The organism is Leisingera sp. ABM4_101 (assembly GCF_056158725.1).
In genome coordinates, this window is record NZ_JBSWTV010000002.1 from 962501 (window position 1) to 989416 (window position 26916).

Here is a 26916-nt window from a genome sequence, read left to right on the forward strand (position 1 = left end):
CTAACCAAACTCCGAATACCCGGGAGTACTAGATGGCAGACACACGGCGGATGCTAACGTCCGTCGTGGAGAGGGAAACAACCCTGACCTCCGGCTAAGGCCCCCAATTCATGGCTAAGTGGGAAAGCAGGTGGGATGTCCAAAACAACCAGGAGGTTGGCTTAGAAGCAGCCATCCTTTAAAGATAGCGTAACAGCTCACTGGTCTAAATAAGACGTCCTGCGGCGAAGATGTAACGGGGCTCAAGCCATGAGCCGAAGCCGAGGATGCACATAGTGCATGGTAGCAGAGCGTAGTGTGACATAGTTCCATGCGTCTTTAGCCTTCTTCGGAAGGTGTTGGACGCAAGGAGCTTTCGATGAAGCCGGGGCGTGAGCCATCCGGTGGAGAGATCACTAGCGAGAATGATGACATGAGTAGCGACAAAGAGTGTGAGAGACACTCTCGCCGAAAGTCCAAGGGTTCCTGCTTAAAGCTAATCTGAGCAGGGTAAGCCGGCCCCTAAGCCGAGGCCGAAAGGCGTAGGCGATGGGAACCAGGTTAATATTCCTGGGCCAGGAGGATGTGACGGATCATGAAGGTTGTCCGCCCTTATCGGATTGGGCGGGCCGCTGATTGGTCCCTGGAAATAGCCCTCCATCAGACCGTACCCTAAACCGACACAGGTGGACTGGTAGAGAATACCAAGGCGCTTGAGAGAACGATGTTGAAGGAACTCGGCAAAATACCTCCGTAAGTTCGCGAGAAGGAGGCCCGGGTTCAAGGCAACTTGGATCCGGGGGCACAAACCAGGGGGTGGCGACTGTTTATTAAAAACACAGGGCTCTGCGAAGCCGTAAGGCGACGTATAGGGTCTGACGCCTGCCCGGTGCCTGAAGGTTAAAAGGAGGGGTGAGAGCTCCGAATTGAAGCCCAGGTAAACGGCGGCCGTAACTATAACGGTCCTAAGGTAGCGAAATTCCTTGTCGGGTAAGTTCCGACCTGCACGAATGGCGTAACGACTTCCCCGCTGTCTCCAACATCGACTCAGCGAAATTGAATTGCCTGTCAAGATGCAGGCTTCCCGCGGTTAGACGGAAAGACCCCGTGCACCTTTACTACAGCTTCGCACTGGCATCAGGATTGTGATGTGCAGGATAGGTGGTAGGCATCGAAGCAGGAACGCAAGTTCCTGTGGAGCCTCCCTTGAGATACCACCCTTCGCACTCTTGATGTCTAACCGCGGTCCGTTATCCGGATCCGGGACCCTGCGTGGCGGGTAGTTTGACTGGGGCGGTCGCCTCCTAAAGAGTAACGGAGGCGCGCGAAGGTTGGCTCAGAGCGGTCGGAAATCGCTCGTTGAGTGCAATGGCAGAAGCCAGCCTGACTGCGAGACTGACAAGTCGAGCAGAGACGAAAGTCGGCCATAGTGATCCGGTGGTCCCGCGTGGAAGGGCCATCGCTCAACGGATAAAAGGTACGCCGGGGATAACAGGCTGATACTGCCCAAGAGTCCATATCGACGGCAGTGTTTGGCACCTCGATGTCGGCTCATCTCATCCTGGGGCTGGAGCAGGTCCCAAGGGTACGGCTGTTCGCCGTTTAAAGAGGTACGTGAGCTGGGTTTAGAACGTCGTGAGACAGTTCGGTCCCTATCTGCCGTGGGTGTAGGATACTTGAGAGGAGTTGCCCCTAGTACGAGAGGACCGGGGTGAACGATCCACTGGTGGACCTGTTGTTGCGCCAGCAGCAGTGCAGGGTAGCTATGATCGGACAGGATAACCGCTGAAGGCATCTAAGCGGGAAGCCCCCCTCAAAACAAGGTATCCCTGAGGGCCGTGGAAGACCACCACGCCGATAGGCCGGAGGTGTAAGCGCAGCAATGCGTTCAGCTGACCGGTACTAATCGCCCGATAGGCTTGATTTGATCCAGTAACAGACAGTGTTACGGACACAGAAAGCAAACACATCCCTAACAAAACTTGGACATGTTGATTGTAGCGCCTCCTGCATTTGGAAACGTCGTCGTGACATAACTCCTGGGCGGTCTCTCGCGTATTTACTCCGTAAGCACGCTGCCGACCGCAAACCGAGAAAATCCAAATGCCGAAGGCATCTGGATTTTTCTCGGTTTGGTGGCTACAGCGCAAGTGAAACACCCGGTCCCTTCCCGAACCCGGAAGTTAAGCACTGCCGCGCCGATGGTACTTGGGCTAAAGCCCTGGGAGAGTAGGTCACCGCCAAACCTAGTAAAATCCAAAAAATCTCTCTGAACGATGATATAGAGCAACCGCTGTCAGCCCTCCGCTGTGCAGCGGTTTCTTGTTTTAAACCCCTTGATGGCGCCCCTAAACGGAAGGCCGCTGGACCTTGGAACCAGTGCCGCAGCCGGTTGCCTCTGGCTCGGCAGGAAGCAGGGCAGGAGGCAGGGCAGGCAAGGGCATCTGGCAGGATTTCCAAACCAGCGGCCTCTACGGCTGATCATGTGTATGCCTGGGCGGCGGCGTGCCGCCTCGCTTGCAGCGTGTTTGTCAGCCCTGAAGCAGGCGGCGCCAGGCCCGGTCTTCGAAGCCGGTTTTTTGCGGCTCCAGCATGTGCAGGCCCAGAAACCAATAGAAATAGCGCTCAAACGGAAAGGCGGCAAAGGCATCTGCGGCCCGGTTCAGGTTTTCCTGCAGCTCCGCCCCAGTGCGGCAGACCAGCGTGCCGTGATGATAGTCGGTTGCCGCGCAGGTCAGCACCGGCTTGCGGTGCATCAGCGCCTCGAACCCGACGGCGGAGTTCTGCGACACAACCGCGGCTGAGGCTTCGATCAGGTCATGCACGCTGGCACGGCTCAGCTCTGCATTGGCAATTCCGGCGCAGAGCTCTTCCAGCCCGCTCAGCGCGGCAGCATCCTGCAGCGGATGCGGCTTGACGTAGACCCTGCCGGGCACTGCCGCGCAGGCGGCTGTGATCATCTCCGCTGTGGTCAGGTAATGCACCGGCTCGCGGTATTTCTCGATGTCCTGCACAAAAATGGCGGCATCCGCAGGCGCCAGCCCGCCGGGTGTTCGCGTGCTTTGCGCCCGTTTGGAGACATTGCGCCGCAGGGCATGGCCGCGCACGCCGTTGAAGAAATGTTCCGCCGCCGCGCCATCCACCGCTTGCGGGTCAAACAGCTGCCCGGCGAGGCTGGAGTTCCAGTAATAGCCCTGCGGGTCCAGATACCAGAAGCCGCGCAGATAGCTGGGCTGGGCGTGGAAGATGCGGGGGCCCTGCGTGCGCTTCGGGCCGATGACGATTTGCAGATGATCTGACCCCAGAAGCCCGAAGGACAGGACATCCTCAGCGTGGATCAGCAGCGGCTTGCAGCCCCGCGCATGGGCGCTGGCGCCGATCTTCTCGAAAAACTCGCAGCCGCCCTCCAGGATGTGCCGGAACCAGGCCTCCTCCGCATGCACGATCAGCGGCCGCTTGCGGCTGTCCAGCTGGCGCAAGTGATTGAGCTTCTTGAAGCTGCCCCGTTTCTGCATGGGATGCTGTTTCTCTGCCTGCCTGTGCTGCGGTGTCGGGCCGCAGGCTCAATTTCTGGGCGGTGCGGGCCAGGCGGTCAAGCCGGCCTGCTGCGGCAGCGCAAAGAAAATGCCCGGGGAAAGCCCCGGGCATCCATGTTTTCAGATCCGCTGGGATCAGCCGATGATGGCGTTCAGCGTGGCGCTGGGGCGCATCACCTTCGCCTTCAGCTCCACGCTGGGGCGGAAGTAGCCGCCGATATCGGCGGGCGCGCCCTGGGCCGCAGCCAGTTCACTGATGATCTGCTCTTCCTTGGCGCCCAGCTCCTCGGCGATGGGGGCGAAATGCGCCGCCAGATCCGCGTCGTCACTCTGAGCTGCCAGCGCCTCGGCCCAGTAGCGGGCAAACCAGTAGTGGCTGTCGCGGTTGTCGGGCTGGCCGACCTTGCGCGAGGGCGAGCGGTTGTGGTCCAGGATGCCTTGGGTCGCGTCCTCAGCAGCGCGGCCCAGCACGCCGGCCTTGGCGTTGCCTTTGACGTCGGCCAGGAAGTTCAGAGACTTGCCGAGGGCGCAGAACTCGCCCATCGAATCCCAGCGCAGGTGGTTTTCCTCGACCAGCTGCTGCACGTGCTTGGGAGCAGAGCCGCCAGCGCCGGTTTCAAACAACCCGCCGCCCTGCATCAGCTTGACGATCGAAAGCATCTTGGCCGAGGTGCCCAGCTCCAGGATCGGGAACAGGTCGGTCAGGTAGTCGCGCAGCACGTTGCCGGTGATGGCGATGCTGTCCTTTCCTGCGGTGATGGTTTCCAGGCTCTGGCGGGTGGCTTCGCGCGGCGCCATGATCTGGAACTTGTCCGCAACGCCGGCCGCCTCAAGCGCGGGCTTCACGTATTTGATCAGCTCTGCGTCATGGGCGCGGTTTGCGTCCAGCCAGAAGATCGCCTCGGAGCCGGTCAGGCGCTGGCGGTCCATGGCCAGCAGGATCCAGTTCTCAATCGGGGCTTTTTTGACGGTGCAAGAGCGCCAGATGTCGCCGGTTTCCACGTCATGGCTGTGCAGCGTCTCGCCGTTGGCCAGAACGATGCGGATGGTGCCGTCGGCGGGCGCCTCAAACGTGGTCGGGTGGGAGCCGTATTCCTCAGCCTTCTGGGCCATCAGGCCGACGTTGGCGACCGCACCTGCGGTGGTCACGTCCAGCGCGCCGTTGGCTTTGAAGAAATTGATGGTCTCGTCATAAACAGAGGCATAGCAGCGGTCGGGGATCACGCAGTTGGTGTCGCCCTTGTTGCCGTTCTGGTCCCAGCCCTTGCCGCCGGCGCGGATCACCGCGGGCATCGAGGCGTCGATGATCACATCGGAAGGCACGTGCAGATTGGTGATGCCCTTGTCGCTGTCGACCATATACATGTCCGGACGCTCGGCGCGCACGGCTTCGATGGCGGCGGTGATTTCGGCATTGCCTTTGACGCGCTCCAAGAGGTCGCCCATGCCGGAGTTCGGGTTCACACCCAGCGCCTCCAGCTCGGCGCCGTATTTGTCGAACACCGGCGCCAGCCAGGCCTTCACTGCGTGGCCGAAGATGATCGGGTCGGAGACCTTCATCATGGTGGCCTTCATGTGCAGCGAGAACATGGTGCCGTCTGCCTTGGTGCCGGCAATCGCTTCGCCGAGGAAGGACGACAGCGCCTTGACCGACATGAAGGTGGCGTCCGCCACGGTGCCTTCTTCCAGCGGCCAGCCGTCTTTCAGCACGGTGACAGCGCCGTCTTTGGCGACAAACTCGATCTTCGCGGTACCGGCCTGGGCGGCGGTGATGGTTGCGGATTTCTCGTTGGCATAGAAATCGTTGCCCGGCATCGACGAGACTTTGGTCTTGCTGTCTGCCGACCATGCACCCATCGAATGCGGGTTCTTCTGGGCAAAGTTCTTCACGGCCTTGGCGGCGCGGCGGTCGGAGTTGCCTTCACGCAGGACCGGGTTCACCGCGGAGCCCTTGATGGCATCATAGCGGGCACGCGCGTCTTTTTCGGCGTCACTCTTGGGCTCTTCCGGGTAGTCCGGGAGGTCATAGCCCTGGGCCTGCAGTTCCTTGATGGCAGCGGTCAGCTGCGGCACCGAGGCGGAGATGTTCGGCAGCTTGATCACATTGGCGTCCGGGGTCTTCACCAGCTGGCCCAGCTCTGCCAGGTCATCGCTCTGGCGCTGTGCGTCAGTCAGGTTCTCCGGGAAGGCGGCGATAATGCGGCCGGCCAGCGAAATGTCCTTGGTGCCGACGGTGACACCGGCGGCGGCAGCGAACTTGCGGATGATCGGCAGGAAGGATGCCGAGGCCAGTTCGGGCGCTTCGTCTACAATGGTATACAATATGTCCGGGGTTTGATTTTCTGCCATGTTCCACAACCTTTCAGCGATCTCGGAGGCGTTTATGACGTCAGCCGGGCCAGGCCCGTGCCGGGGGTTATTCCAGTGGTGTTCCAGCGCAGCCTAATGGGGGCGGAACGGGCTTGGGAAGCCATTGATATTGTCCCCATGTAGAGCAGGATTGCTGCAGGTGCAATGGTGCGGTGCCCGGGAAGCCCGCGCAGATTGCCGCGGCAGAGGGGAGTGGCGCTGCCCGGCAAGTATAGAAACGGGGTGCTGCCCCGCAGGCTTGGTTGCAAGAGGGGCGCTGCCCCTCTTGGACCGCCGGCCCAATTCACCCCGGAGTATTTCTGGAAAGATGAAAGAGCCGGGGCTACTCGCGCAGCTCATCCGGTGCGACGCCCCAGAGCTTTTTCTTGGGCGCCCAGCCGCTGTAGCCGCCGGCCGAGATCTCGCACCAGTCGGTGGCGCATTCGCCGAGGCGCGCCACCACGCCCAGTTCAAAGGCAGCGGTTACAGGCGCGCGGGTGTCGGGGCGGGCGTGCACGGTCAGCATGTCCTCTTCCACCAGCACAGTGCGCACACCGGACAGAAGTGCGTAATGCACCCAGCCGCCGGCACCGTCACGGTCCTGCACCCGGCGCCAGTGGCCATACTCAGCGGTGATCTCCAGCGGCATGCCGCGGCGTTTGAACACCCAGTCGATCTTGTGGGTCAGCGACGGGCCGCGGCGCACATTGCCGGTGGCGGCCTTCATTGAGACATAGCGGGGCAGGGGAAGGTTGGTGACAGGGCCGCGGGATTCGGCTGCACAGGCTGCGCCCGCCAGCGCCAGGGATACCGCTGCCGCTGCCAGATGGCGGATTGCCATTGCCGCGTTTCTCACTGCCTGCTCGCCTCTTCTTGCCCAGCCGGGTTATGCCCAGCCTCTTGTTCCGGTCTTCTGCCCGTCTTGTTATGCCCCCGCAGCACCCGGCAAATTTCCGGTCTTGCGGGGCAGGGAATGCGGTTGGGTTCTTGTGCCTCTGCGCATCCTGCGCCACGATGCCATGGAGGCGTGCAAAATGAAAAGCCCAAGGGAGAGCACAAGTGCCAAGAGACCGACTGAGTGTTGTTGTTACGCGACGGTTGCCGGAACCTGTGGAAACCCGGCTGAGCGAGCTGTTCGATGTGCGCCTGCGTGAGGATGACACGCCGATGACCAAAGCTGAGCTGGCCGCAGCCCTGAAAGAGGCCGATGTGCTGGTGCCAACCGTCACCGATACCATCGACGCAGGGCTGCTGGGGCAGGCGGGCGAGCGGCTGAAGCTGATTGCCAATTATGGCGCCGGGGTCGATCACATCGACGTGGCGACCGCCCGGCAGCGCGGCATTCTGGTATCAAACACCCCTGGTGTATTGACTGACGACACCGCCGACATGGCGATGGCGCTGATCATGGCGGTGGTACGCCGGATGCCCGAAGGCCTGGCGGTGATGCAGAAAGGCGACTGGCAGGGCTGGGCGCCGACGGCGTTCCTGGGCGGGCGCATCGCGGGGCGCCGTTTGGGTATCCTGGGCATGGGCCGGATCGGTCAGGCAGTGGCCAAGCGCGCCGCCGCCTTTGGGATGCAGATCCATTACCACAACCGCCGCCGCCTGCGCCCGGAGATCGAAGACGCGCTGGAAGCAACCTATTGGGAGAGCCTCGACCAGATGGTGGCGCGGATGGATGTGATCTCTGTCAACTGCCCTTCGACGCCCTCCACCTTTCACCTGATGAACGCACGCCGTCTGAAACTGATGAAACCTTCGGCAGTGATCGTGAACACGTCGCGCGGCGAGGTGATCGACGAGCACGCGCTGACCCGGATGCTGCGTGCGGATGAGATCGCGGGTGCGGGGCTGGACGTCTATGAGCACGGCACCGACATCAACCCCCGCCTGCGCGAGCTGCCCAATGTGGTGCTGCTGCCCCATATGGGGTCGGCCACCATCGAGGGGCGGATCGAAATGGGCGAGAAAGTGCTTTTGAACATCAAGACGTTTGAAGACGGCCACCGGCCGCCGGATCAGGTTGTGCCGTCCATGCTGTGAGTGCGTCTGCGCGGCTGGAAGTAACAGGAGGGTTTTCATGAAGTATATGATTCTGGCCTCTGCCGCACTTGCCGCAAGCACTGCCGCTGCGCAGGAGGCCTCGGACTTCGTTGCCCCCGAAGCGGCAACAGCCGGCAGTTTTGAGGCGATTTCCCCCGAAGTGGCCGCCGCGCTGGAGGCCAAGGCCGAAGGCCGGCCGGTGCAGGCGGACAACTGGATGGTCGCTGCCGCAAACCCGCACGCGGTGGAGGCCGGGGCGGCGGTGCTGCGCGCAGGCGGCACGGCTGCGGATGCGATGGTGGCGGTGCAGACCGTGCTGGGTCTGGTGGAGCCGCAGTCCTCAGGCCTTGGCGGCGGTGCGTTCCTGGTCTGGTATGACGCAGCGACGGGCGAGCTGACCACGCTGGACGGGCGCGAAACCGCGCCGCTGGCGGCCACGCCGACCCTGTTTCAGGATGAAAACGGTGCGCCCTTGAAGTTCTTTGATGCGGTTGTCGGCGGCCGCTCTGTTGGCACCCCCGGCACGCCAGCCTTGCTGGAAGCGGCGCATCGCCGCTGGGGCCGTGCCAATTGGCCATCGCTGTTTGAACCGGCGATCACGCTGGCGGAGGAGGGTTTTGCCGTCTCGCCGCGTCTGGCTGCCCTGGTCGAGGGCGACGCCGAACGGCTGGCGCGCGCCCCGGCGACCGCGGCTTATTTCCTGCCGGATGGTACGCCCATTGCCGAGGGCGCAACGCTGCTGAACCCGGACTATGCTGCCACCCTGCGGGCGCTGGCAGAGGGCGGGGCCGGGGCGTTTTATTCCGGCCCAATCGCGGCAGAGATCGTGCGTGCCGTGACCGGCGCCGAGGGCAATCCGGGCGTATTGTCCGCCACTGATCTGGCGCTCTATCGGGTCAAGGAGCGTCCGGCGGTCTGCGCTGCCTACCGCGATTTCGAGGCCTGCGGCATGGGGCCGCCGTCCTCCGGCGCGCTGACCGTGGGGCAGATCCTGGGGATGCTGGAGAGCTATGATCTGGCCGGGCTGGGTGCAGCCAGCGCCGAGGCCTGGCGGCTGATCGGCGATGCCTCGCGCCTCGCCTTTGCCGACCGGGGCCGCTATATGGCCGACAGCGACTATGTGCCGGTGCCCACCCATGGGCTGGTGGCGGCGGACTATCTCGCCAGCCGTGCCGACCTGCTGCAGGGCGATGATGCGCTGCCCGAGGTGGCGCCGGGCGCCCCCGAATTCGACCATGCCTCGCTGGCCGATGACGAGTTGGTTGAGCTGCCCTCGACCTCCCATATCTCCATCGTAGACCAATACGGCAACGTGCTGTCGATGACCACGACCATCGAGAACGCCTTTGGCTCACGGCTGATGGCGGGTGGGTTCCTGTTGAACAATGAGCTGACGGATTTCTCCTTCCGCACCCATGTGAATGGCGTGCCCATCGCCAACCGGCTGGAGCCGGGCAAGCGGCCGCGGTCCTCCATGGCGCCGACCATTGTGCTGAAGGAGGGCAAGCCGGTGCTGGCCATCGGCTCCCCCGGCGGCAGCCGCATCATCGGCTATGTGGCCAAGTCGATCATCGCCTGGGCCGATTGGGGGATGGACATCCAGGCGGCGCTGGCGCTGCCGCATCTGGTCAACCGCTTTGGCACCTATGATGTCGAGGGAGGCACCAGCGCGGAGGATCTGACGGAGGCGCTGACGGAAATGGGGTATGAGGTCAACGCCCGCGACCTGACCTCCGGCCTGCACGCGATTGAGATCGGCGATGGGCTGAAAGGCGCGGCGGACCCGCGGCGCGAGGGGATTGCACTGGGCGGTTAGAACTGGGCGGTTAGACCGGACGGGCTGGGGCGGCTACGGGGTTCTGGGTATTGCTGAACTCCGGTAGCGGCGCGTAGGTTAACAGGTGAATTGTTCCGGGGCGCCGCGCCCTGCTGCCAGGGGAGGCCGCCATGGTCCAAGCCACATCACTGCCGCGCAACGAGGCCGGGATCGCCGCCGCCATTGATGCGCTGAGCCAGCAGTTCGGCGGCCGGCTGCAGACCGGCCAGGCCATCTGCGAGCAGCACGGCCACACCACCACCTGGATCACCAACCAGGCACCGGATGCGGTGGTCTTCCCCACCACCACCCGGGAGGTTTCGGAGATTGTCGCGGTCTGCGCCGAATACGGTGTGCCGGTCATTCCCTTCGGCACCGGCACCTCGCTGGAGGGGCATGTCAACGCGCCTGCTGGCGGCATCTGCGTGGACATGATGCGGATGGATCAGATCCTGGCGGTGCATCCCGAGGATCTGGACGTGGTGGTGCAGCCCGGTGTCACCCGGGAGCAGCTGAACACTTATCTGCGCGACCAAGGCCTGTTCTTCCCGATTGATCCCGGCGCCAATGCCTCGCTTGGCGGCATGGCGGCCACCCGTGCCTCCGGCACCAACGCGGTGCGTTACGGCACCATGAAGGACAACGTGCTGGGGCTGGAGGCGGTAATGGCGGACGGCGCCGTGATCCGCACCGCACAGCGGGCCAAGAAATCCTCGGCCGGCTATGACCTCACGCGCCTCTTGGTGGGCAGCGAGGGCACATTGGGCCTGATCACCGAACTGACGCTGAAACTGCAGGGCATCCCAGAGGCGATCCGCTCTGCCCGCTGCTCCTTCCGCACCGTGGATGAGGCCTGCCGCGCGGTGATGATGACCATCCAGTACGGCATCCCGGTGGCCCGCATTGAGCTGCTGGACGCTCTGAGCGTGCGCGCCGCCAATGCCTATTCCGGCCTCGACCTGCCGGAAAACCCGCTGCTCTTGCTGGAATTCCATGGCTCCGACGCGGGCGTGGTAGAGCAGTCGGACATGTTCGCCTCCATTGCTGAAGAATTCGGCGGCTTCGATATCGCCGCCACCTCGACACCGGAGGAGCGCAGCAAGCTCTGGCAGGCACGCCACGACATGTATTGGGCCAGCCTGCAACTGCGCCCCGGCGCCAAAGGCCTGTCCACAGACGTCTGCGTGCCGATCTCGCGGCTGGCGGAATGCGTCAGCGCGGCGCGCAGAAAGGCCGAGAGCATGGGGCTGCTGGCACCGATGGTCGGCCATGTGGGCGACGGCAACTTCCACGCGCTCTTGCTGATTGACATGGACAGCGATGCGGAACGCCAGAAGGCGGATGAGTACATCGGCTGGCTCAACGAGATGGCGATTGAGATGGATGGCACGTGCACCGGCGAGCACGGCATCGGCCAGGGCAAGCGCCCCTATCTGCAGCAGGAACTGGGCGACGCGACCCGGTTTATGGCCGCGATCAAGGTGGCACTGGACCCGGAGAACATCCTGAATCCGGGCAAGATCGTCGAGATGTGAGCCGCAGGCGCCCCATGAGGGGCAAGTGGCGGCATTTGAGTATTTGGACAAAGAAGAAGCCTGCTCCTGCACCTTCTTCTTTGTAAAATAGTCATTGCGAAACAGCCGCCGCAATGCAGCCGGTCCTAGGTGTTGCACCCCCTGCGTACGCAGGCCTCACGGCATTTTAAGCCCCATATGGCACACTGTTTCCCGATCGCGGTCACCGCCGGGCCTGACACACCCGGCACCTTGGAACAGGGCCCATTGGCACGGGCACGCACAGACGACGTTTCGCGTGCGGGAGCAACCCTCCCGTCCCGCCTCCGCCCTTTGGCGGCGCCGCCATTCCTTACCGCTGGCCTATAAAGATCAGTATCAGGCAGACAGCAGCAGCAAACAACCGGCAGGGCACGGCCCGCGCCGGGCTGACGCGATTGCGCTGCATTCTTCCCCGAAATGCCGGATTGCTGCCGCAATTTCGCGCCAGGTGCTGACTTCCGATGGACAGGCAGCATTTTGCGGATCCGGAGGGCAGCATGGGACTGAAGAAAGCGATGGGCATCCTGGTGTTCAGCACTCAGGCGGTGATCGGCTATGACTACTATATCCAGACCCGCGATGCCGGCCTCAACTGGGGCGATCTCAGCGCCACCGATTACAGCACCATTTTGCAGGACCGCTTTGCCCGGGTCCGTGCCGCCAGGGAAGCGGCAAGCCTGGCAGGGGCCGGGGCAGAGGGGCAGGCCACGGTCTGGCAGGAGGCGGCAAGCTATGGCAAGCGGCTGCTGTCCGGCGGCGAGCAGGTGGCGCAGGCAGACGCCGCCGGGGCAGCGGCAGAGCCGCAGCCGGTCTGCATCCGCCGGGGCAATGCCCTGGATTGCTGACCGCAGTCTTTGGCCGCAACAGCAGGACAGCAGGGGGCCGCGGCCCCCTTTTTGCTGCGCAAAAAACGCCATTCCCGTCAAAATCTGCAGCAGAATCCGGTATGCTGTGGCGCGCAAGGTCGGTTTTGAGTGTTTTTGCGTCGGCCTGATTTTGCGCGGAATTCAATGCGCGGGCATAACCGTCGCCAAGAATCTCACAAAGCTGGAGAGCCGGAGAATGAAAACCCAAGTCAAAGCACTTGTTGTTGGCGGCGGCGCCGTCGGCACCTCGATTGCCTATCACCTGGCCAAAGCCGGCTGGGAAGACGTCATGCTGATCGAGCGTGACGAGCTGACCTCCGGCTCCACCTGGCACGCAGCCGGCCTTCTGCCGCTGTTCAACATGTCCTATGCGACCACCCACATCCACAAGTACTCGGTCGATTTCTACAAGACCCTGGAAGAGGAAACCGGCCTGAACGCAGGTTTCGCCGTGGTGGGCAACCTGCGCATGGCACAGACCCAGGAGCGCATGGACGAATACATGCTCTATGCCTCCACCGCCGAGACCTGCGATGTGGCTTATGAATGGCTGACCCCGGAGCAGATCAAAGAGCGCTGGCCGCTGATCGAGACCGGCGACCTGAAAGGTGCGATCTACCACACCGAAGACGGCTACATTAACCCGGCAGACGTGACCCAGGCGATGGCCAAGGGCGCCCGTCAGCGCGGCGTCGAGATCGTCCGCAAGCTGCAGGCAGACGCGTTCCACTGGACCGGCACCCACTGGGAAGTCACCTGCACCAAGATGGTCGAAAAAGGCGGCAACCTGGTGCCCTCCGACGAGCAGGTGGTGATCACCGCCGAGCACGTCGTGACCGCATCCGGCAACCACGCGCAGCGCACCGCCAAGATGCTGGGCATCAAGATGCCGGCCATCCCGGTCGAGCATACATTCATCGTCATGGACAAGGACCCCGAGCTGGTCAAATGGCGTGAAGCCGGCAACCCCGAGCACCCCGTTGTGCGCGACGCCGACAATGAATCCTATGCCCGCGAAGAGCGCGGCGGCTGGATCCTGGGCATCTACGAGCGCGGCGCCCCCGCGCAGTTCGAGCATGGCGTGCCGGACAGCTTCCGCGCCGACCTGTTCCCGCTGGACCTGGACCGGATCGCAGAACAGTACATGGCGATGGCCGAGCGCGTTCCGTCCTGTGCAGAATCCGGCCTCAAGGACGACTTCAACGGCCCGATCTGCTACACCCCCGACGGTAACCCGCTGGTCGGCCCGGCACCGGGTCTGCGGAACATGTGGCTGGCGGAAGGCTTCTCCTTCGGCATCACCGCCGCTGGCGGCACCGGCTACTATCTGGCGCAGATGATGGTGGACGGCGAGGCCGAGATCGACATGGCGTCGCTCGACCCGAAACGCTACTCCTCCAACTGGATGACCACCGAGTTCGCGGCCCGCAAGAATGAAGAGTGCTATGAGCACGTCTACATCCTGCACCACCCGGACGAAGAGCGTCCGGCAGCCCGCCCGCTGCGTACCGCGCCTGCGTTCGACCGCCAAAAGGCCCGCGGCGCACAGTTCGGCTGGGTCAACGGCTGGGAACGCCCGAACTACTTCGGCCCGCTGGACGCACCGGAAAACTTCGACCACGACGCCCGCTCCTTCCGCCGCGGCGGCTGGTGGCAGTATGCTGTGGAAGAGGCGAAAGCCGTGCGTGAAGGCGTTGGCCTGATCGACGCAACCGCCTTTACCAAGCATGTCGTCAAAGGCCCCGGTGCCACCCAGTTCCTGGACTGGTTCACCTGCAACAAACTGCCGAAGGTCGGCCGCATCAACCTGACCTACGCGCTGACTGTCTTTGGCACCACCCGCACCGAATACACCATCGTCCGCAACGGCGAGAACAACTACTACCTCGTCTCCGCCGGTGCCTGGTCCGAGTATGACGCGGACTTCCTGCGCAAGGCGGCTGAGGACAAGATGGAGGAGTTCGGCTACATCGAGATCCAGGACGTGACCAGCCAGTGGGGCGTCTTCGCCATCGCAGGCCCCAAGTCCCGCGATGTGCTGAAAGAGGTGATCGTCGACGCCGATCCGGAAACCGCACTGTCCAACAAGCGCTTCCCCTGGCTGTCGGCCAAGCAGATCGAACTGGGCATGTGCCCGGTGAACGCGATCCGCGTTGCCTATACCGGTGAACTGGGCTGGGAACTGCATCACCCGATCGAGATGCAGAACTACCTGTTCGACTTGCTGGAGAAAGCCGGCGAGAAGCACGGCATGAAGCTGGTCGGCGCCCGCGCCCAGAACTGGCTGCGCCAGGAGAAATCCTACCGTGCCTTCGGCAACGAGCTGGGCCGCGACGCGACCCCGCTGGAAGCCGACCTGCCGCGCTTCATCGACATGTCCAAGGACTTCCACGGCAAGGCCAAGCTGGAAGAGACCGGCGTGCGCGTGAAGTGCTGCACCCTGCTGATCGACGGACCCGAAGACGCCGATCCCTGGGGCCGCGAGGCGCTTTATGCCGAGGATGGCATCCGTGTGGGCCGCCTGACCTCCGGCGGCTACTCGGTGGCCTTCGAGAAATCCATCGGCATGGGCTATGTGAAGCCCGAGTTCGCGGTGGAAGGCACCAAGCTGCAGGTCAAGATCCAGGACAAGCTGTGGGATGCGGTCGTCACCTGCGACAGCCCCTACGATCCGAAGAACGAGACCATCCGTCAGAACGGCTAAGCCTTGGTGGAAGAGATGAGAAAGCCCCGGCCAATGTGCCGGGGCTTTTTTGTTGGGGCTGCTCGGTCTTCGCTCTTGCAGATGGCAAGGCGAAAGGATCAACCTTCTGGTATGGATTATCCGCCTTGGCTTCCGCAGCCTGAGAACACCCATACCGGCAGGCTGCTTGCAGTTGCCCGTTGCATTCATCAAAAATACTACCGTGAAGAGAGGCATCTCCTTCATGGAACGATGATGATGATCTTTGCGCAGGCCCGCTTGAGCTGGCCTCTACAGTTTTGCAACACGCGGGTTTTACTGAGTATTTGGACAGCATCCCGCGCAGAAGCGTGTTTACTTGCACTCCTGATGAGTTCGAAGCCGTGGCCGCATCAGAAAAAGCGCAAGCTGTTAACCCGGATCTCGTAGCAAAAGCAGTTTTGCGGCTTGGTCAGGAAGGATTTGAGGCCACAGAAGAAATCCACGGGCTGGCCAAGCGGTTGCGCTGCGAGGGCTGACCAAAGCGTCAGGCGGTAGGCACATTGGAATGACACAAGCCGACAGAGGGCGCCCGTGGTTTGCGTAGCCTGCGCTATCTGTCCCGCCCCGGCTCGCTTGGGTCACTTGAAAACAGCGCAATCTTGTTGCCCTGCGGGTCGCGCAGGTAGCCGACATAGAAGCGCGGCCCGTAGGAAGCGCGGAACCCCGGCGGACCCTCGTCAGAGCCGCCTGCGGCAAGGGCGGCGGCGTGCAGGTTGCGCACCTGCTTTTGATTGCGGGCCTGGAATGCGACCATCGACCCGTTTCCAGCCGAGGCCGGGCGCCCGTCGAAGGTAGGCTTGACGTAGAAATCAGGCAGAACAGGAGACTGCCCCGGCTGAACGGGCAGCGCGAAACTCAGCCCTTCTGGGCCTTCCTCCAGGCCGTAGCCGAGAGCCGGCAAAAACGCAGAATAGAAGCGTTTCGCAAGAGCAATGTCATCCGCGCCGACTGTGACATAGGCAATCATGCAGGGGTGTTCCTTCCGAACGTGCGGCCATTCACCTAAGACTTCTGCAAGTTTGTAAGGTGGCAGGGGCTCCGGCTCAACACCGGGGTCTTCAAATCAACCCCTCCCGCCCGTCGCCATTCGGATATGAAATCCGAAGGCTCCCGTTGGGCCAGGCAGGGCGCGCTAAAGGCGCGCCCTGCCTGGCCCGTGGCGACGGGCGCAGCCCGGCGCAAAACCTGAGTGGCGGCCTCAGTCCTCAGCTGTCTCCGCCAGCTCCATGTGGCCCCAGCCGCGCGACAGGACCTTGCGCAGGATCGGCTCGAAGAACTCCAGCGGTTTGGTCGGGTAGTCCGGGTCAAAGGCGCATTGGTCATACTTCTCGCAGAAATAGCGGCAGTCTTCCCAATGGGGGCTGTCGCGGTATTTGTCGCGGGCGTTGCGGTCGCCGCCGAAGTGGTGGTTGTAGTAGAAGCCCTGGAACACGCAGTGGTGCTTGAGGATCCAGTATGTCTTCTCGCTGACATAGGGCTTCATCATCGCCGCCGACAATTCACCATGGTTGTAGGGCGACAGGATGTCGCCGGTGTCATGCACCAGGGCGGCGACGATGATCTCGTCGTCGGCGCCGTCCTCCCAAGCGCGGGTCGCGGCCTGCAGCGAGTGCTGGTAGCGGTTCACCGGGTAGGGGGTCCAGTCCTCGTCCAGCGAACGGATGGCATCCAGGATGCGGTCGGGCAGGGCGGCGTTATAGGCTTCCTCATAGGCTTCGACCGCGGCCCAGTCCTCGGGCGTGGCTTCTTCGAAACTGGTCCAGTTTGGCTTGTGGCTTTTGTCCAGCATGGCGCGTGTCCTTTGGTTGATCTGTCAGCAGCGTAGCCTGTCCATTCTGAGCAGGAAAACGAATTGATTTGCTCAAACTGATCGGAAATATTGATCAACATGCAGATCAACGCCTTTGAAACCTTTCTGGCCATCGAGGCCGCCGGCAGTTTTCACGGTGCCGCGCGGGGGCTGAACATTACCCAGACCGCGGTCAGTGCCCGGATCAAGGCGCTGGAGGAGGCGCTGGGCGCCAGCTTGTTCGAGCGCGGTCCTGGCGGCACCCGGCTGTCGGCGGCGGGCCGACAGTTCTTGCCCTATGCAGAGCAGATGATGCGCACCTGGGAGTTTGTCTCCGGCGATCTGCGGGCCAGCCTGGCGGGGCGGGTGTCCTTGCGGCTGGGGGCGCAGCTGTCGGTCTGGGATCCGCTGCTGGTGGATGTGGCGGTCTGGCTGGAGCGGGCAGAGGGCATGGTGCCCTTCACCCTGAATTACGATCACGGGCTGAACATGGCCGAGGCGGTGGCGCGCAGGCTGCTGGACCTGGCCATTGTCAACGAGGTGCCGGCGGGCACCCGGCTGGGCGTCGAGGAACTGGCATCGGAAGCGCTGGTGCTGGTGGCGGACCGGCCGCTGCGGCTGGGCCGGGATGCGCTGCCCCTGTTCATCAATCTGGAGTTCGGACGCGAATATGCGGCGCAGCTGCAGGAGGTTTTGCCGCAGCGCAGCCGCCAGCACATCGTGCTGGGCAATGCGCCGATGGGGCTGCGTTATCTGATGAAACGGGGCGGCATGGGATATTTTCCGGCCTATATGGCGGCAGAGGCGCTGGCGGCCGGCCAGGTTCACGCAGTGGAGGAGGCGCCGGCGATACACCTCAGCTGCAAGGCACTGTATCTGCCGGACAATCCGGCGCTGGAGCAGATCAGGCAGGTGCTGCAAGGGCTGCGGGAAGTGCGCGCGGGCAGTTAGACCCTGGGGCAGAAAAGCACGTGCCGGATTTCAGCGGATCGCCAGATTGCGGACCGGGCAGGCGGAAACAGGGCTGAGCCGGAAGCTCTCGGTGCCGGTTTGCGATCGCGGGCGCGCGGATGCCGCGCAGCGGGAATACTGGCCCTTTGTGCCGTCCGCAGCGAGGAAGAGGACCCGGACCTGCACAGCGCGGGACAAAGCGTAAGTTCCTCAGATTTGTTCCAACGGCAGATGTCAGCGCTTTGCGAGAGTAGCGGGCATTTTCGGGTTTAAATATGTGAATTCCTGCCAGGCGCATCTTTTTACATCCGGCAGCCTGCAGAAAAACGTGAATCGGGCCGGCGTCCGCCCGCCCTTTCCCTGTCAGGGGGCTCAATCAGCCTAGCACTGCTTTGACGGCCCGCAGGGTGGCGGCAACCACCTGGTCTGCCTCAGCGCGGCTGAGGCAGAAAGGCGGGGCAAAGCCCAGGATGTCGCCCTGCGGCATGGCCCGGGCAATCACCTTGTCCTGCTCCAAGAGCTTGGCGGAGATCTGCGGGCCGATCTTGTCCGTGGCGTCAAAAAAGGTGCGGCTGTCCTTGTCCTTCACAAATTCCACCGCACAGAGCATCCCCTCGCCGCGGACTTCGCCAACATGTGCATGGCCGGAAAGCGCTTCTGCCATTGTGGCGTTCAGATAGGCGCCAATCTCCCCGGCGTTGCTGACAAGGTTCAGCTCATCAATCAGCTTGAGGTTCGCAACCCCCGCCGCCGCGCCAATCGGGTGTGCGGAATAGGTCCAGCCATGGCCAATCGGGCCATTTTCATCAGTACCCTGCTCCAGCACCTTCCAAACCTTGTCCGAGACGATGGAGCCCGAAAGCGGTGCATAGGCAGAAGTGAGGCCTTTGGCGATGGTGATGATATCCGCCTCGATCCCATAGTGATCAGAGCCAAACATCGATCCAAGGCGGCCAAAGCCCGTCACCACCTCATCCGCCACCAGCAGAATGTCGTGTTTCTTCAGCACGGCCTGAATGGCCTGCCAGTAGCCCGCAGGCGGCGGCACGATGCCGCCGGTGCCCAGTACCGGCTCACCGATGAAGGCGGCGATGGTATCGGCGCCTTCGCGTTTGATCAGCGCCTCCAGCTCAGCCGCGCAATGGGCGACGAACTGTTCCTCGCTCTGCTCCAGATTATCGCGGCGGTAGTAGTACGGTGCCTCGGTATGGATCACCTGTTCTACCGGCAGATCGAATTTCTTGTGGAACAGTTCCAGCCCGGTCAGCGAGCCGGTGACCAGGCCGGAGCCATGATAGCCGCGCCAGCGGGAGATGATCTTTTTCTTCTGAGGCCGCCCCAGGATGTTGTTGTAGTACCAGATCAGCTTGACGTTGGTCTCATTGGCGTCAGAGCCGCCAAGGCCGAAATAGACCTTGGACATGTTCTTGGGCGCGCGGTCCAGGATCATCTTGGCGAGCGTGATCGAGGCCTCGGTGCCGTGGCCCACATAGGAGTGGTAATAGGCCAGTTCCTTGGCCTGATCGCCAATAGCTTCGGCGATTTCCTGACGGCCATAGCCCACGTTCACGCAGTATAGCCCGGCAAAGGCGTCCAGCAGCTTGTTGCCATCCCGGTCCTCGATAAAGACACCGCTGGCGGTCTTGATCACCCGGTTCGGGCTTTCTCCGCGAGCGTGCTGGGCCAGATGGGTTGAAGGGTGGAAAAAATTCTCGCGGTCCCACTGGTCGAGTTGATCGTTCTTCAGCATATTTTGCTTCCTTTCCTTTCCGCGGAAGGTTCAGGCCCAGTCGCGGCAGACGTATTTAATCTCGGTGAATTCTTCCATGCCCAGCCGGGCGCCTTCGCGCCCCAGGCCGGATTGCTTTGCACCGCCAAAGGGGATCGGCGCGCCGGTCACCTTGGTGCGGTTCACCGCCACCATGCCGTATTGCAGCGCCCGGCTGAGGCGGTAGATGCGGCGCGGATCGTGGCTGTGGACATAGGCCACCAGCCCGTATTCGCTGTCATTGGCACGGGCGATGACCTCCTCCTCGGTGTCGAAGGGGGTGATCGGGGCGACCGGGCCAAAGGTTTCCTCTGACATGATCAGCGCATCGGCCGACACATCTGTCAGCACGGTCGGTTCAAAAAACAGCGGTCCCAGCACATGGCGTTTGCCGCCGCAGGCCAGCGTGGCGCCTTTGGCCAATGCGTCTGCAACATGCTCTTCCTGCTTTTGCACGGCCTTTTCATTCATCAGCGGGCCGAGGTCGCAATCATCCATCCCCCGGCCAATGGTCAGCGCCTTGGCGGCTTGGGTGAACCTGGCGCAGAACTCGGCATAGACCGGGCGTTCGACAAAGATCCGGTTGGCGCCCAGGCAGTCCTGGCCGGAGGTGGCAAACTTGGCCTTGATGGCTTCGCCCACCGCCTTGTCCAGATCGCAGCCCTTGAAGACGATCACCGGCGCGTGGCCGCCCAGCTCCATCACCAGCCGTTTTACGGTGTCCGCAGATTGCCGGTACAGAAGCTTGCCAATGCTGGTCGAACCGGTGAAGGACAGAGCCCGCACGCGGGGGTCGCGGGTCCAGGGTTCCACGACGGCGGGTGCGTGGCCGGTCACCACGTTGAACACGCCGGGCGGAAAGCCCGCGCGCTCTGCCAGCTCCGCCAGCGCCAGCGCACTGAAGGGGGTTTCGCCCGACGGGTGCGCCACCACGGTGCAGCCTGCCGCCAGTGCCGCCGCCGCCTTGCGGGTCAGCATCGCCGAGGGGAAATTCCAGGGCGTGATCAGCGCTGCCACCCCCACCGGTTCGCGCCACAGCTCCACCTCAGCATCAGGCAGGTGGCTGGTCACGCCTTCGATATTAGGGCGCTTGGCTTCCTCGGCGTAGAATTCCACAAAGGCCGCGCCGTAATCGATCTCGCCGCGCGCCTCCGACAGGGGTTTGCCCTGTTCCAGAACCATGATGCGGGCCAGATCTTCCTTGTGCTCCAGCTGAAGCGCATACCAGCGGCGCAGGATGGCGGCGCGCTGCTGCGGCAGCATCCCCGCCCAGGCTGGAAACGCGGACTGCGCTGCATCCACCGCAACAGAGGATTCCTCTGCCGGGAGGCGCGCGACATGTCCCAGCTCAGAGCCATCCGCCGGATCGGTTACGGGAAAGCATTCGCCGTTTCCAGCGCCGCACCACCTGCCATTAATGTATGAAAAAGAACGAACTAGTGCCTTGTCAGCGATGTCGCCGCGGGCCGAGAGGGCGGTCTCCGTCATGATATCCTCCTCAGATTATGCAGAGAATTCTGCCTGCTCGCAGCAGAGAATGTGACTGAAGTTCGGCGGGCGGGCAGAAGAAACAGCTGCGCCCCGGCAACTGGCATAAGAAAAGCACCGCGGCGTCATGCCTGCCCCAGCAGAATATCCAAGGGCGGCGCGCCCGCGCCTTTGACCGGTTTGGTGACCACATAGGTGAAGTAACGGCTGAGGCCGATGCGGGCGTCCAGCATCTCGTCGATCAGCCGCTGATAGGCGTCGATGTCGCGGGTGACGATCTGCAAAAGATAGTCAAACCCGCCTCCCAGGGCCCAGCAGGCGGTGACTTCGTCATAGCGCTGCATCGCCGCTTCAAAGGCACGGAAGCTGGCAGCGGTGTGGTCGGCAATCTCTGCCGCCACAAACACCGTCACATGCGGTGCCAGTTTTTTCAGGTTGATGCGGGCGCCGTAACCTTCGATCAGCCCGGCCTGCTCCAGCTTTTTCAACCGGTCCCAGCAAGGCGTAGGGGACAGGCCGATCTGTTCGGCCAGCGCGGTCTTGGTGATGCGGCCCTCTGTCGAGAGCACACGCAGAATTTCGAGATCGCGCTGGTCCAGTTGCATAATCCAGGTCCCGTCAGACGCCAGAGACACCGACAACCGCAACGCAGTCGCCGGATTTGATCAGCCCCGGGAAATGGCGGCTGATCACCAGGCCTGCACGGCGGGCGCGGTATTCCACCGGCGGCTGGCCGGAGCGGTCCAGCGGCCAGACGCGGGCCAGCAGATCGCCCTTGGCAACTGGTTCGCCCAGATCCGCCATGATCTCAAACAGCCCGTCGCCCTCGCTGAACAGAAAGCAGTCATCATCCGGCATGGTCAGCTTCACGGTCTCATCCAGCTGCATCTCACCCTGGAGGATGCCAAAATGGATCAGCACATTGCGCAGGCCCTTTTTGGCAATCGCATTGCTGCGCGCGGTGGATGAGCCGCCGCCGCCGAGTTCGGTGGTGACCAGAACTTTGCCCATTTCCTCAACAGCGGTGTCGTACATGCCGCCGCTGTCGATCTCCAAGAGCTCCACCGAATAGGGCGCATTGAACGCCTTCATCGCGGCAAAGCACGCCTCCTGCGTTGCCTTGTCCTCCAGAATATGCGCGGCGGCAAAGGGCACGAAGTCCAGCGTCTTGCCGCCGGAATGGAAGTCCACCGCCAGATCCGCCAGCGGCAGCAATGTACGCTGGAAGTAATCGGCGATTTTCTCAGTTACAGTGCCGTCGGGGCGGCCCGGGAACGACCGGTTCATATTGCCCTTGTCAATGGGCGAGGTGCGCGTGCCCGCGCGGAAGGCCGGATAGTTGAAGGCCGGCACGATGATCAGCCGGCCGGTCACGTCTTCTGCCTTGGTGTTTACGGCCAGCTCGTGCAGCGCAATCGGGCCTTCGTATTCGTCGCCGTGGTTGGCGCCGGTCAAGAGCGCGGTCGGCCCCTCGCCGTTCTTGATCACCGTCAGCGGGATCATCACAGACCCCCAGGCCGAGTCATCCCGGCTGTAGGGCAGTTTCAGAAAGCCGTGGTGCACCCCATCCTGATCCAGCGGAATGGTGGGGGAAATCGGGTTTGGCTTCATGGCTCAGTCCTTCACAAACATCTTGCGCGGCACATCGGACAGGCATTCCGGCCCGTCAGCCCCGATACGGATGCTTTCGGTGATCTCAAAGCCCCAATCCTCCATCCAGAGGCCGGTCATGAAGTGGAAGGTCATGTTCTCTTCCAGAACCGTGGTGTCGCCCGGACGCAGCGACATGGTGCGCTCACCCCAGTCCGGCGGGTAGCTGACGCCGATCGGATAGCCGGTGCGGTTGTCCTTCTCGATGCCGTATTTCTTCAGCACCTTGAAAAACGCCTTGGCGATATCTTCGCAGGTGTTGCCGGCCTTGGCCATCTCAAGCCCTGCCTCCATGCCCTCCAGCACCGCCTTTTCCGCGTCCAGGAAGGTCTGCGTCGGCTTGCCCAGGAACACCGTGCGCGACAGCGGGCAATGGTAGCGGTGCACCACCCCCGCGATCTCAAAGAACGTGCCCTCGCCGGATTTCATCGGCAGATCGTCCCAGGTCAGATGCGGCGCGGCGGCATCCGGCCCGGACGGCAGCAGCGGCACAATCGCCGGGTAGTCGCCGCCAAAGCCTAATTCCGCATCATAACGCAAGGCAGCGTCATAGATGTCCGCCACCAGATCGCACTTGCGCATCCCTGGTTCGACACGTTCGAAGATGCGCTGGTGCATGCGCTCGACGATCCTGCCGGCCTGGCGCATGTAGGTCAGCTCGGCCTCGGACTTCACGGCGCGCTGCCAGTTGACCAGGGAATTGGTATTGGCAAAGCGTGCGTTCGGAAGATGCCCCTGCAGGGAGGCATAGGCCGCAGCGGTGAAATAGTAATTATCCATCTCGACGCCGATATTGCCGCCGTCCAGGTCGCGGTCCTTCAGCTGCGCTGACAGGTAATCCATCGGGTGGCGTTCGGTCGACTGCACGTAATGGTCCGGGTAGCCGATGATATTGGCGGGATCCATGAAGCATGTGCGCAGCGCGCCGTTGGCGTCCTGGCCGCGGCCGTACCAAAGCGGCTCTCCCTCCAGGCCCAGGACAACGCATTGATGCACATAGAAGGACCAGCCGTCGTAGCCGGTCAGCCAGTTCATGTTCGAGGGGTCCGTGACGATCAGAAGATCAAGCCCGCGGCGGGACATTTCGGCCCGGGTCTTGTCGAGGCGCGCCTGAAATTCCGCGCGGGAGAAATACAGCTTGGGGTCTGCCATATGCGTGGTTCCTGATTGATCAGCTGGTGAAAGAGGCACCGGCCCCCGCCGCATCTGCGCGGTGGCCAGCAAGAGTTGCGATTGCGGTGTCCTGAACGCCGGTGCCGGTCAGATCGGCAATGATCAGGTCGCTGTCCGAGCGGCGTCCGGCGGCCTGGCCGGCGGTGATGCTGCCAAGTTCCGAAAATCTCTGTTCCGGGGCAATCAGCCCGGCTTCGATGGCACTGCGCAGCTCGCCCTTGACGGCGCATTGGGCCTGGCTGTCAGGGACATAAAGGTCCGCCCTGGCCAGACAGGTAGGCTCCAGCTCGCATTTGTGCTCCTGGTCCGAGCCCATGGCGACAACCAGCTGGCCCGGCTGCAGCCAGTCAGCTTGAAGGACAGGGTCAGCGGCGGGCGTTGTGGTGACCACGATATCCGCCGATGCAACCGCCTGGGCGATATCCGCGCTGACGGTGATTTCGATCCCCAGTTCTTGGCGCAGGCTGGCGGCCGCGGCTTCGGCCTTGGCCCCGTCCCGCGCCCAGATCACGGCGCTTTTGATATCGCGTACCAGAGTCATTGCTTTCAGCTGCATCTTCGACTGCACACCTGCGCCGATGATACAGACATGCGCCGCATCCGCGCGCGCAAGGTGGCGTGCGGCAACAGCGCCGGCCGCAGCGGTGCGCACATCCGTCAGATAGCCATTGTCCAGGAGCAACGACTGAAGAAGGCCGGTCCTGCTGGAAAACACGACCATCAGCCCGGTGGTGCTGGGCAGGCCGATCTTGGGGTTGTCGAAAAAACCGGGGCTCATCTTCATCGCAAAGCTGTCAATGCCCGGCACATAGGCGGTCTTCACGCAAACCTCGCCGTTATGATCCGGCACCGGCAGGGTCATGATCGGCGGCATCACCACCTTGCCCCCGGCCAGCGTTGTAAAGCCCTGTTCGACACAATCCACCGCGTCCAGGTCCAGCGGCACCAGATCGCGCAGCTCCGCCTCGGTCAGGATTCTGATGTCAGGCATCTGCGCCTCCCTTTGTCTCGGCTTCCACATCTACGTCTTCACCGTCGATGATGCGTTTGTGCAGGTCCATGGCGATGTTCTGACCGCTGACCAGCGACACGCAACGTCCCGGGTTTTCGATCTTACCCGCCAGCAGCGCTGCAATGCCGACACTGCCGGAGCCCTCGATCACCTGGCGTTCTTCGAAATAGGCATGGCGGATTGCGGCGGCGATTTCAGCCTCAGTGACCAGCACCACGTCATCAACAAACGCTTTGGTCATCTCAAAGGTATGGGCATTGTCCAACCCGATCCCGCCACCCAGAGAGTCGGCCAGTGTTGCCTTTTCCTCGACCAGTATGGGCTTGCCCGCCTTCAGGCATTCATACATCGCCGCGCCGCGCTCCATGCTGATGCCAATGACCCGGATATCCGGGTTTGCCGCTTTCAGCACCATGCCCACGCCGGAAATCAGCCCGCCGCCGGACAAGGGCACCAGAACGGTCTCCAGATCCGGCGCCTGCTCCAGCATCTCCAGCGCAACGGTGCCCTGGCCCGCAATGATGTCGGGGTGGTCAAAGGGCGGCAGCATGGTCATGCCTTCACCTACAAGCCGGTCGACCTCCACCTGCGCATCATCCTGCGAGCGGCCCAGGATGCGCACTTCGGCGCCATGGGACTTGATGCCCTCGACCTTGTTCTGCGGCACCAATTCCGACATGCAGATGATGCAGCGTACCCCGGCCTGCGCCGCCGCATAGGCCAGCCCGCGCCCGTGGTTGCCGGTGGAGACGCCCACCACGCCTGCCGCGCGTTGTTCCTCTGTCAGGGACAGCACCGCATTGGTGGCGCCGCGAAGCTTGAAACTGCCGGTGATCTGAGTGCTTTCCAGCTTCAGCGACACCTGCCCGCCGCTCAGCCTGCTGAGGGAAGGCGAAGGAAGCAACGCCGTTTGACGGATGCGGCCAGCAATCCGGGCCCGGGCCCGGACGCTGTCCTGAAGAGTGATATTCTTTGTCATTGGACCTGTTCAGCCTGATTATAGTTCAAAAAGCCTGCCGTAACCCTGCACAGGATCGGTAATTCCTGCCAGACGCAGGCAGCGCCAGATCATCGCTTGGTTCGAGGAGACCACGGGCCTGCCGAGGCGGTTCTCGATCCGCTGCACGCAGGTGGCTGCACGCAGGGCGGTGCAAGAGAGAAACAGCGCGTCTGCCTGCGGGTCGCAGGCCGCAATCGCGCCCTCAACGATGCTGTCCTCGGAGATCCGCGCCATTTGCCGGTCGTCGGTCAGCCCAAAGCAGGTTGCGCTGACAACTTCGGGGCCATGCGCCGCAAAGTACTGCGCCATTTCATCGGTTACGTCCGGGCTGTAAGGAGTCAGCAATGACACCCGTTTTGCGCCCAGGGCTGCAAAGGCGTCAAAGGCAGCAGAACTCGGCGTGACGCAGGGCGTATTCGGCTTGGCGGCGTTCAAATGCCGGGTCACGGTATCATTGCCCAGCACGATCGAGGCTGCGGTACAGCCATAGGCGACCACATCCACCTCTTCATCCGGCAGGATCTGTGCTGCGGCCGCCGTCAGGCGCGGCCCGGTCTTCAGAAGCGTTTCCTTGGTGGTCGGATTTTCGAAGTCGATGCGGTTCACATAGACGCCAACCTGATCCGGATCACAGATGCGGGCGAAGTCGCGCTCAGACGTATGATCGGTGGCCAGTGCCACCAAGGCGATCCGCTTTTTGACCGGGCGGGCGTCCAGCCGGGCGGGAATGCGCGACGGTGTGGAGTGGATATCTAGAGCCATGTTCGTTCCTAAACTATGAGAACCGGGGTTTCTGACAGGCTGGTCACCTTGTGCGAGACGCTGCCCAACAGCACGCCTTCCAGCGATCCAAGACCCCGGCTGCCGATCACGATCAGATCATTGCCATGTTCCTTGGAAAAGCTGGTGATGGTGCGGGCAACCGGGCCGGCTTTGACAAAGGCACGGGGGGCGGCAATGCCGCTGGCCGCCGCCAGTGCCTTGCCCCGCTCGGCCACTTCGGTGGCATGGCGGCGCATGATGTCGTCCAGATCATCCGGTTGATCGGGACCCACCATATGCATGGAGGCCTCCAGCAGTGAATGGTGGCGGTAGACCGAAAGCAGTGTCAGACCGGCATCGCACAGCCGCGCCAGCTCTGTCGCTTTGACCAAGGCGGCCTCAGCTCCCTGCGAACCGTCATACGGCACCAGAATTGATGTGAACATCCGG

Annotated in this window: 21 protein-coding genes and 2 rRNA genes (1 of these 23 running past the window's edge); 9 read left to right on the plus strand and 14 right to left on the minus strand. The window is 62.7% G+C overall.

The features are described from left to right. Positions 1-1906: ribosomal RNA gene (locus tag ACXAEK_RS05695) — 23S ribosomal RNA — on the plus strand; it begins 924 nt to the left of the window's first position. Between the two features lie 204 nt (positions 1907-2110). Then, positions 2111-2225 (plus strand): 5S ribosomal RNA (gene rrf / locus ACXAEK_RS05700). Between the two features lie 285 nt (positions 2226-2510). On the opposite strand, the gene ACXAEK_RS05705 is transcribed toward rrf, so the two are convergent. The 3 genes from ACXAEK_RS05705 to ACXAEK_RS05715 form a co-directional block, all read right to left on the minus strand. Continuing rightward, positions 2511-3494, minus strand: coding sequence for a capsular polysaccharide export protein, LipB/KpsS family (locus ACXAEK_RS05705; RefSeq protein ID WP_475040367.1), 984 nt, complete (start codon positions 3492-3494; stop codon positions 2511-2513). Positions 3495-3650: 156 nt separating this feature from the next. Next, the gene (locus ACXAEK_RS05710; RefSeq protein ID WP_475040369.1) at positions 3651-5864 is read right to left on the minus strand and encodes an NADP-dependent isocitrate dehydrogenase; all 2214 of its coding nucleotides are present in this window, start codon (positions 5862-5864) and stop codon (positions 3651-3653) included. Positions 5865-6207: 343 nt separating this feature from the next. Next, the gene (locus ACXAEK_RS05715; RefSeq protein ID WP_475040371.1) at positions 6208-6705 is read right to left on the minus strand and encodes an SH3 domain-containing protein; all 498 of its coding nucleotides are present in this window, start codon (positions 6703-6705) and stop codon (positions 6208-6210) included. Between the two features lie 218 nt (positions 6706-6923). On the opposite strand from ACXAEK_RS05715, the gene ACXAEK_RS05720 reads away from it, so the two are divergent. From ACXAEK_RS05720 to ACXAEK_RS05745, 6 genes are all read left to right on the plus strand, one after another. Then, positions 6924-7910, plus strand: a complete 987-nt coding sequence (locus ACXAEK_RS05720; RefSeq protein WP_475040373.1) for a 2-hydroxyacid dehydrogenase — start codon at positions 6924-6926, stop codon at positions 7908-7910. 37 nt (positions 7911-7947) lie between these two features. Beyond that, positions 7948-9726 carry a gamma-glutamyltransferase gene (gene ggt, locus ACXAEK_RS05725; RefSeq protein ID WP_475040375.1) on the plus strand — a complete coding sequence of 593 codons (1779 nt, stop codon included), beginning with the start codon at positions 7948-7950 and terminating at the stop codon, positions 9724-9726. A gap of 131 nt (positions 9727-9857) precedes the next feature. Further along, positions 9858-11261: an FAD-binding oxidoreductase gene (locus ACXAEK_RS05730; RefSeq protein WP_475040377.1), complete on the plus strand. Its 1404-nt coding sequence runs from the start codon at positions 9858-9860 to the stop codon at positions 11259-11261. A gap of 518 nt (positions 11262-11779) precedes the next feature. Continuing rightward, a complete protein-coding gene (locus ACXAEK_RS05735) occupies positions 11780-12127 on the plus strand; it encodes a hypothetical protein (RefSeq protein WP_475040379.1) in 348 nt (115 codons plus the stop codon). Between the two features lie 217 nt (positions 12128-12344). Then, positions 12345-14852 carry a GcvT family protein gene (locus tag ACXAEK_RS05740; RefSeq protein ID WP_475040381.1) on the plus strand — a complete coding sequence of 836 codons (2508 nt, stop codon included), beginning with the start codon at positions 12345-12347 and terminating at the stop codon, positions 14850-14852. 362 nt (positions 14853-15214) lie between these two features. After that, a complete protein-coding gene (locus ACXAEK_RS05745) occupies positions 15215-15349 on the plus strand; it encodes a hypothetical protein (RefSeq protein ID WP_475040383.1) in 135 nt (44 codons plus the stop codon). A gap of 74 nt (positions 15350-15423) precedes the next feature. Here ACXAEK_RS05745 and ACXAEK_RS05750 read toward each other — a convergent pair whose 3' ends face one another. Beyond that, a complete protein-coding gene (locus ACXAEK_RS05750) occupies positions 15424-15840 on the minus strand; it encodes a VOC family protein (protein WP_475040385.1) in 417 nt (138 codons plus the stop codon). A 231-nt stretch (positions 15841-16071) separates the two neighbouring features. After that, entirely contained in the window at positions 16072-16662 is a 591-nt protein-coding gene (locus tag ACXAEK_RS05755) for an HD domain-containing protein (RefSeq protein WP_475040387.1), read from the minus strand. 99 nt (positions 16663-16761) lie between these two features. Between ACXAEK_RS05755 and ACXAEK_RS05760 the strand changes: the two genes are divergently transcribed. Continuing rightward, the gene (locus ACXAEK_RS05760; RefSeq protein ID WP_475040389.1) at positions 16762-17613 is read left to right on the plus strand and encodes a LysR family transcriptional regulator; all 852 of its coding nucleotides are present in this window, start codon (positions 16762-16764) and stop codon (positions 17611-17613) included. Positions 17614-17989: 376 nt separating this feature from the next. On the opposite strand, the gene ACXAEK_RS05765 is transcribed toward ACXAEK_RS05760, so the two are convergent. From ACXAEK_RS05765 to ACXAEK_RS05805, 9 genes are all read right to left on the minus strand, one after another. Next, the gene (locus ACXAEK_RS05765; protein WP_475040391.1) at positions 17990-19363 is read right to left on the minus strand and encodes an aminotransferase; all 1374 of its coding nucleotides are present in this window, start codon (positions 19361-19363) and stop codon (positions 17990-17992) included. A gap of 30 nt (positions 19364-19393) precedes the next feature. Beyond that, a complete protein-coding gene (locus tag ACXAEK_RS05770) occupies positions 19394-20869 on the minus strand; it encodes an NAD-dependent succinate-semialdehyde dehydrogenase (RefSeq protein WP_475040393.1) in 1476 nt (491 codons plus the stop codon). A 125-nt stretch (positions 20870-20994) separates the two neighbouring features. After that, positions 20995-21474 carry an Lrp/AsnC family transcriptional regulator gene (locus ACXAEK_RS05775; protein WP_475040394.1) on the minus strand — a complete coding sequence of 160 codons (480 nt, stop codon included), beginning with the start codon at positions 21472-21474 and terminating at the stop codon, positions 20995-20997. Positions 21475-21487: 13 nt separating this feature from the next. Further along, positions 21488-22480, minus strand: coding sequence for a N(2)-acetyl-L-2,4-diaminobutanoate deacetylase DoeB (gene doeB, locus ACXAEK_RS05780; RefSeq protein ID WP_475040396.1), 993 nt, complete (start codon positions 22478-22480; stop codon positions 21488-21490). 3 nt (positions 22481-22483) lie between these two features. Further along, positions 22484-23671: an ectoine hydrolase DoeA gene (gene doeA / locus ACXAEK_RS05785; protein WP_475040398.1), complete on the minus strand. Its 1188-nt coding sequence runs from the start codon at positions 23669-23671 to the stop codon at positions 22484-22486. A 19-nt stretch (positions 23672-23690) separates the two neighbouring features. Then, a complete protein-coding gene (eutC, locus tag ACXAEK_RS05790; RefSeq protein WP_475040400.1) occupies positions 23691-24683 on the minus strand; it encodes an ectoine utilization protein EutC in 993 nt (330 codons plus the stop codon). Continuing rightward, entirely contained in the window at positions 24676-25683 is a 1008-nt protein-coding gene (gene eutB, locus ACXAEK_RS05795) for a hydroxyectoine utilization dehydratase EutB (RefSeq protein WP_475040402.1), read from the minus strand. Before eutB ends, eutC begins: the two co-directional genes overlap by 8 nt. Positions 25684-25701: 18 nt before the next feature. Continuing rightward, the gene (gene eutA / locus ACXAEK_RS05800; RefSeq protein ID WP_475040403.1) at positions 25702-26466 is read right to left on the minus strand and encodes an ectoine utilization protein EutA; all 765 of its coding nucleotides are present in this window, start codon (positions 26464-26466) and stop codon (positions 25702-25704) included. A gap of 8 nt (positions 26467-26474) precedes the next feature. Next, positions 26475-26912: a universal stress protein gene (locus ACXAEK_RS05805; RefSeq protein WP_475040405.1), complete on the minus strand. Its 438-nt coding sequence runs from the start codon at positions 26910-26912 to the stop codon at positions 26475-26477. Positions 26913-26916: the final 4 nt, after the last annotated feature.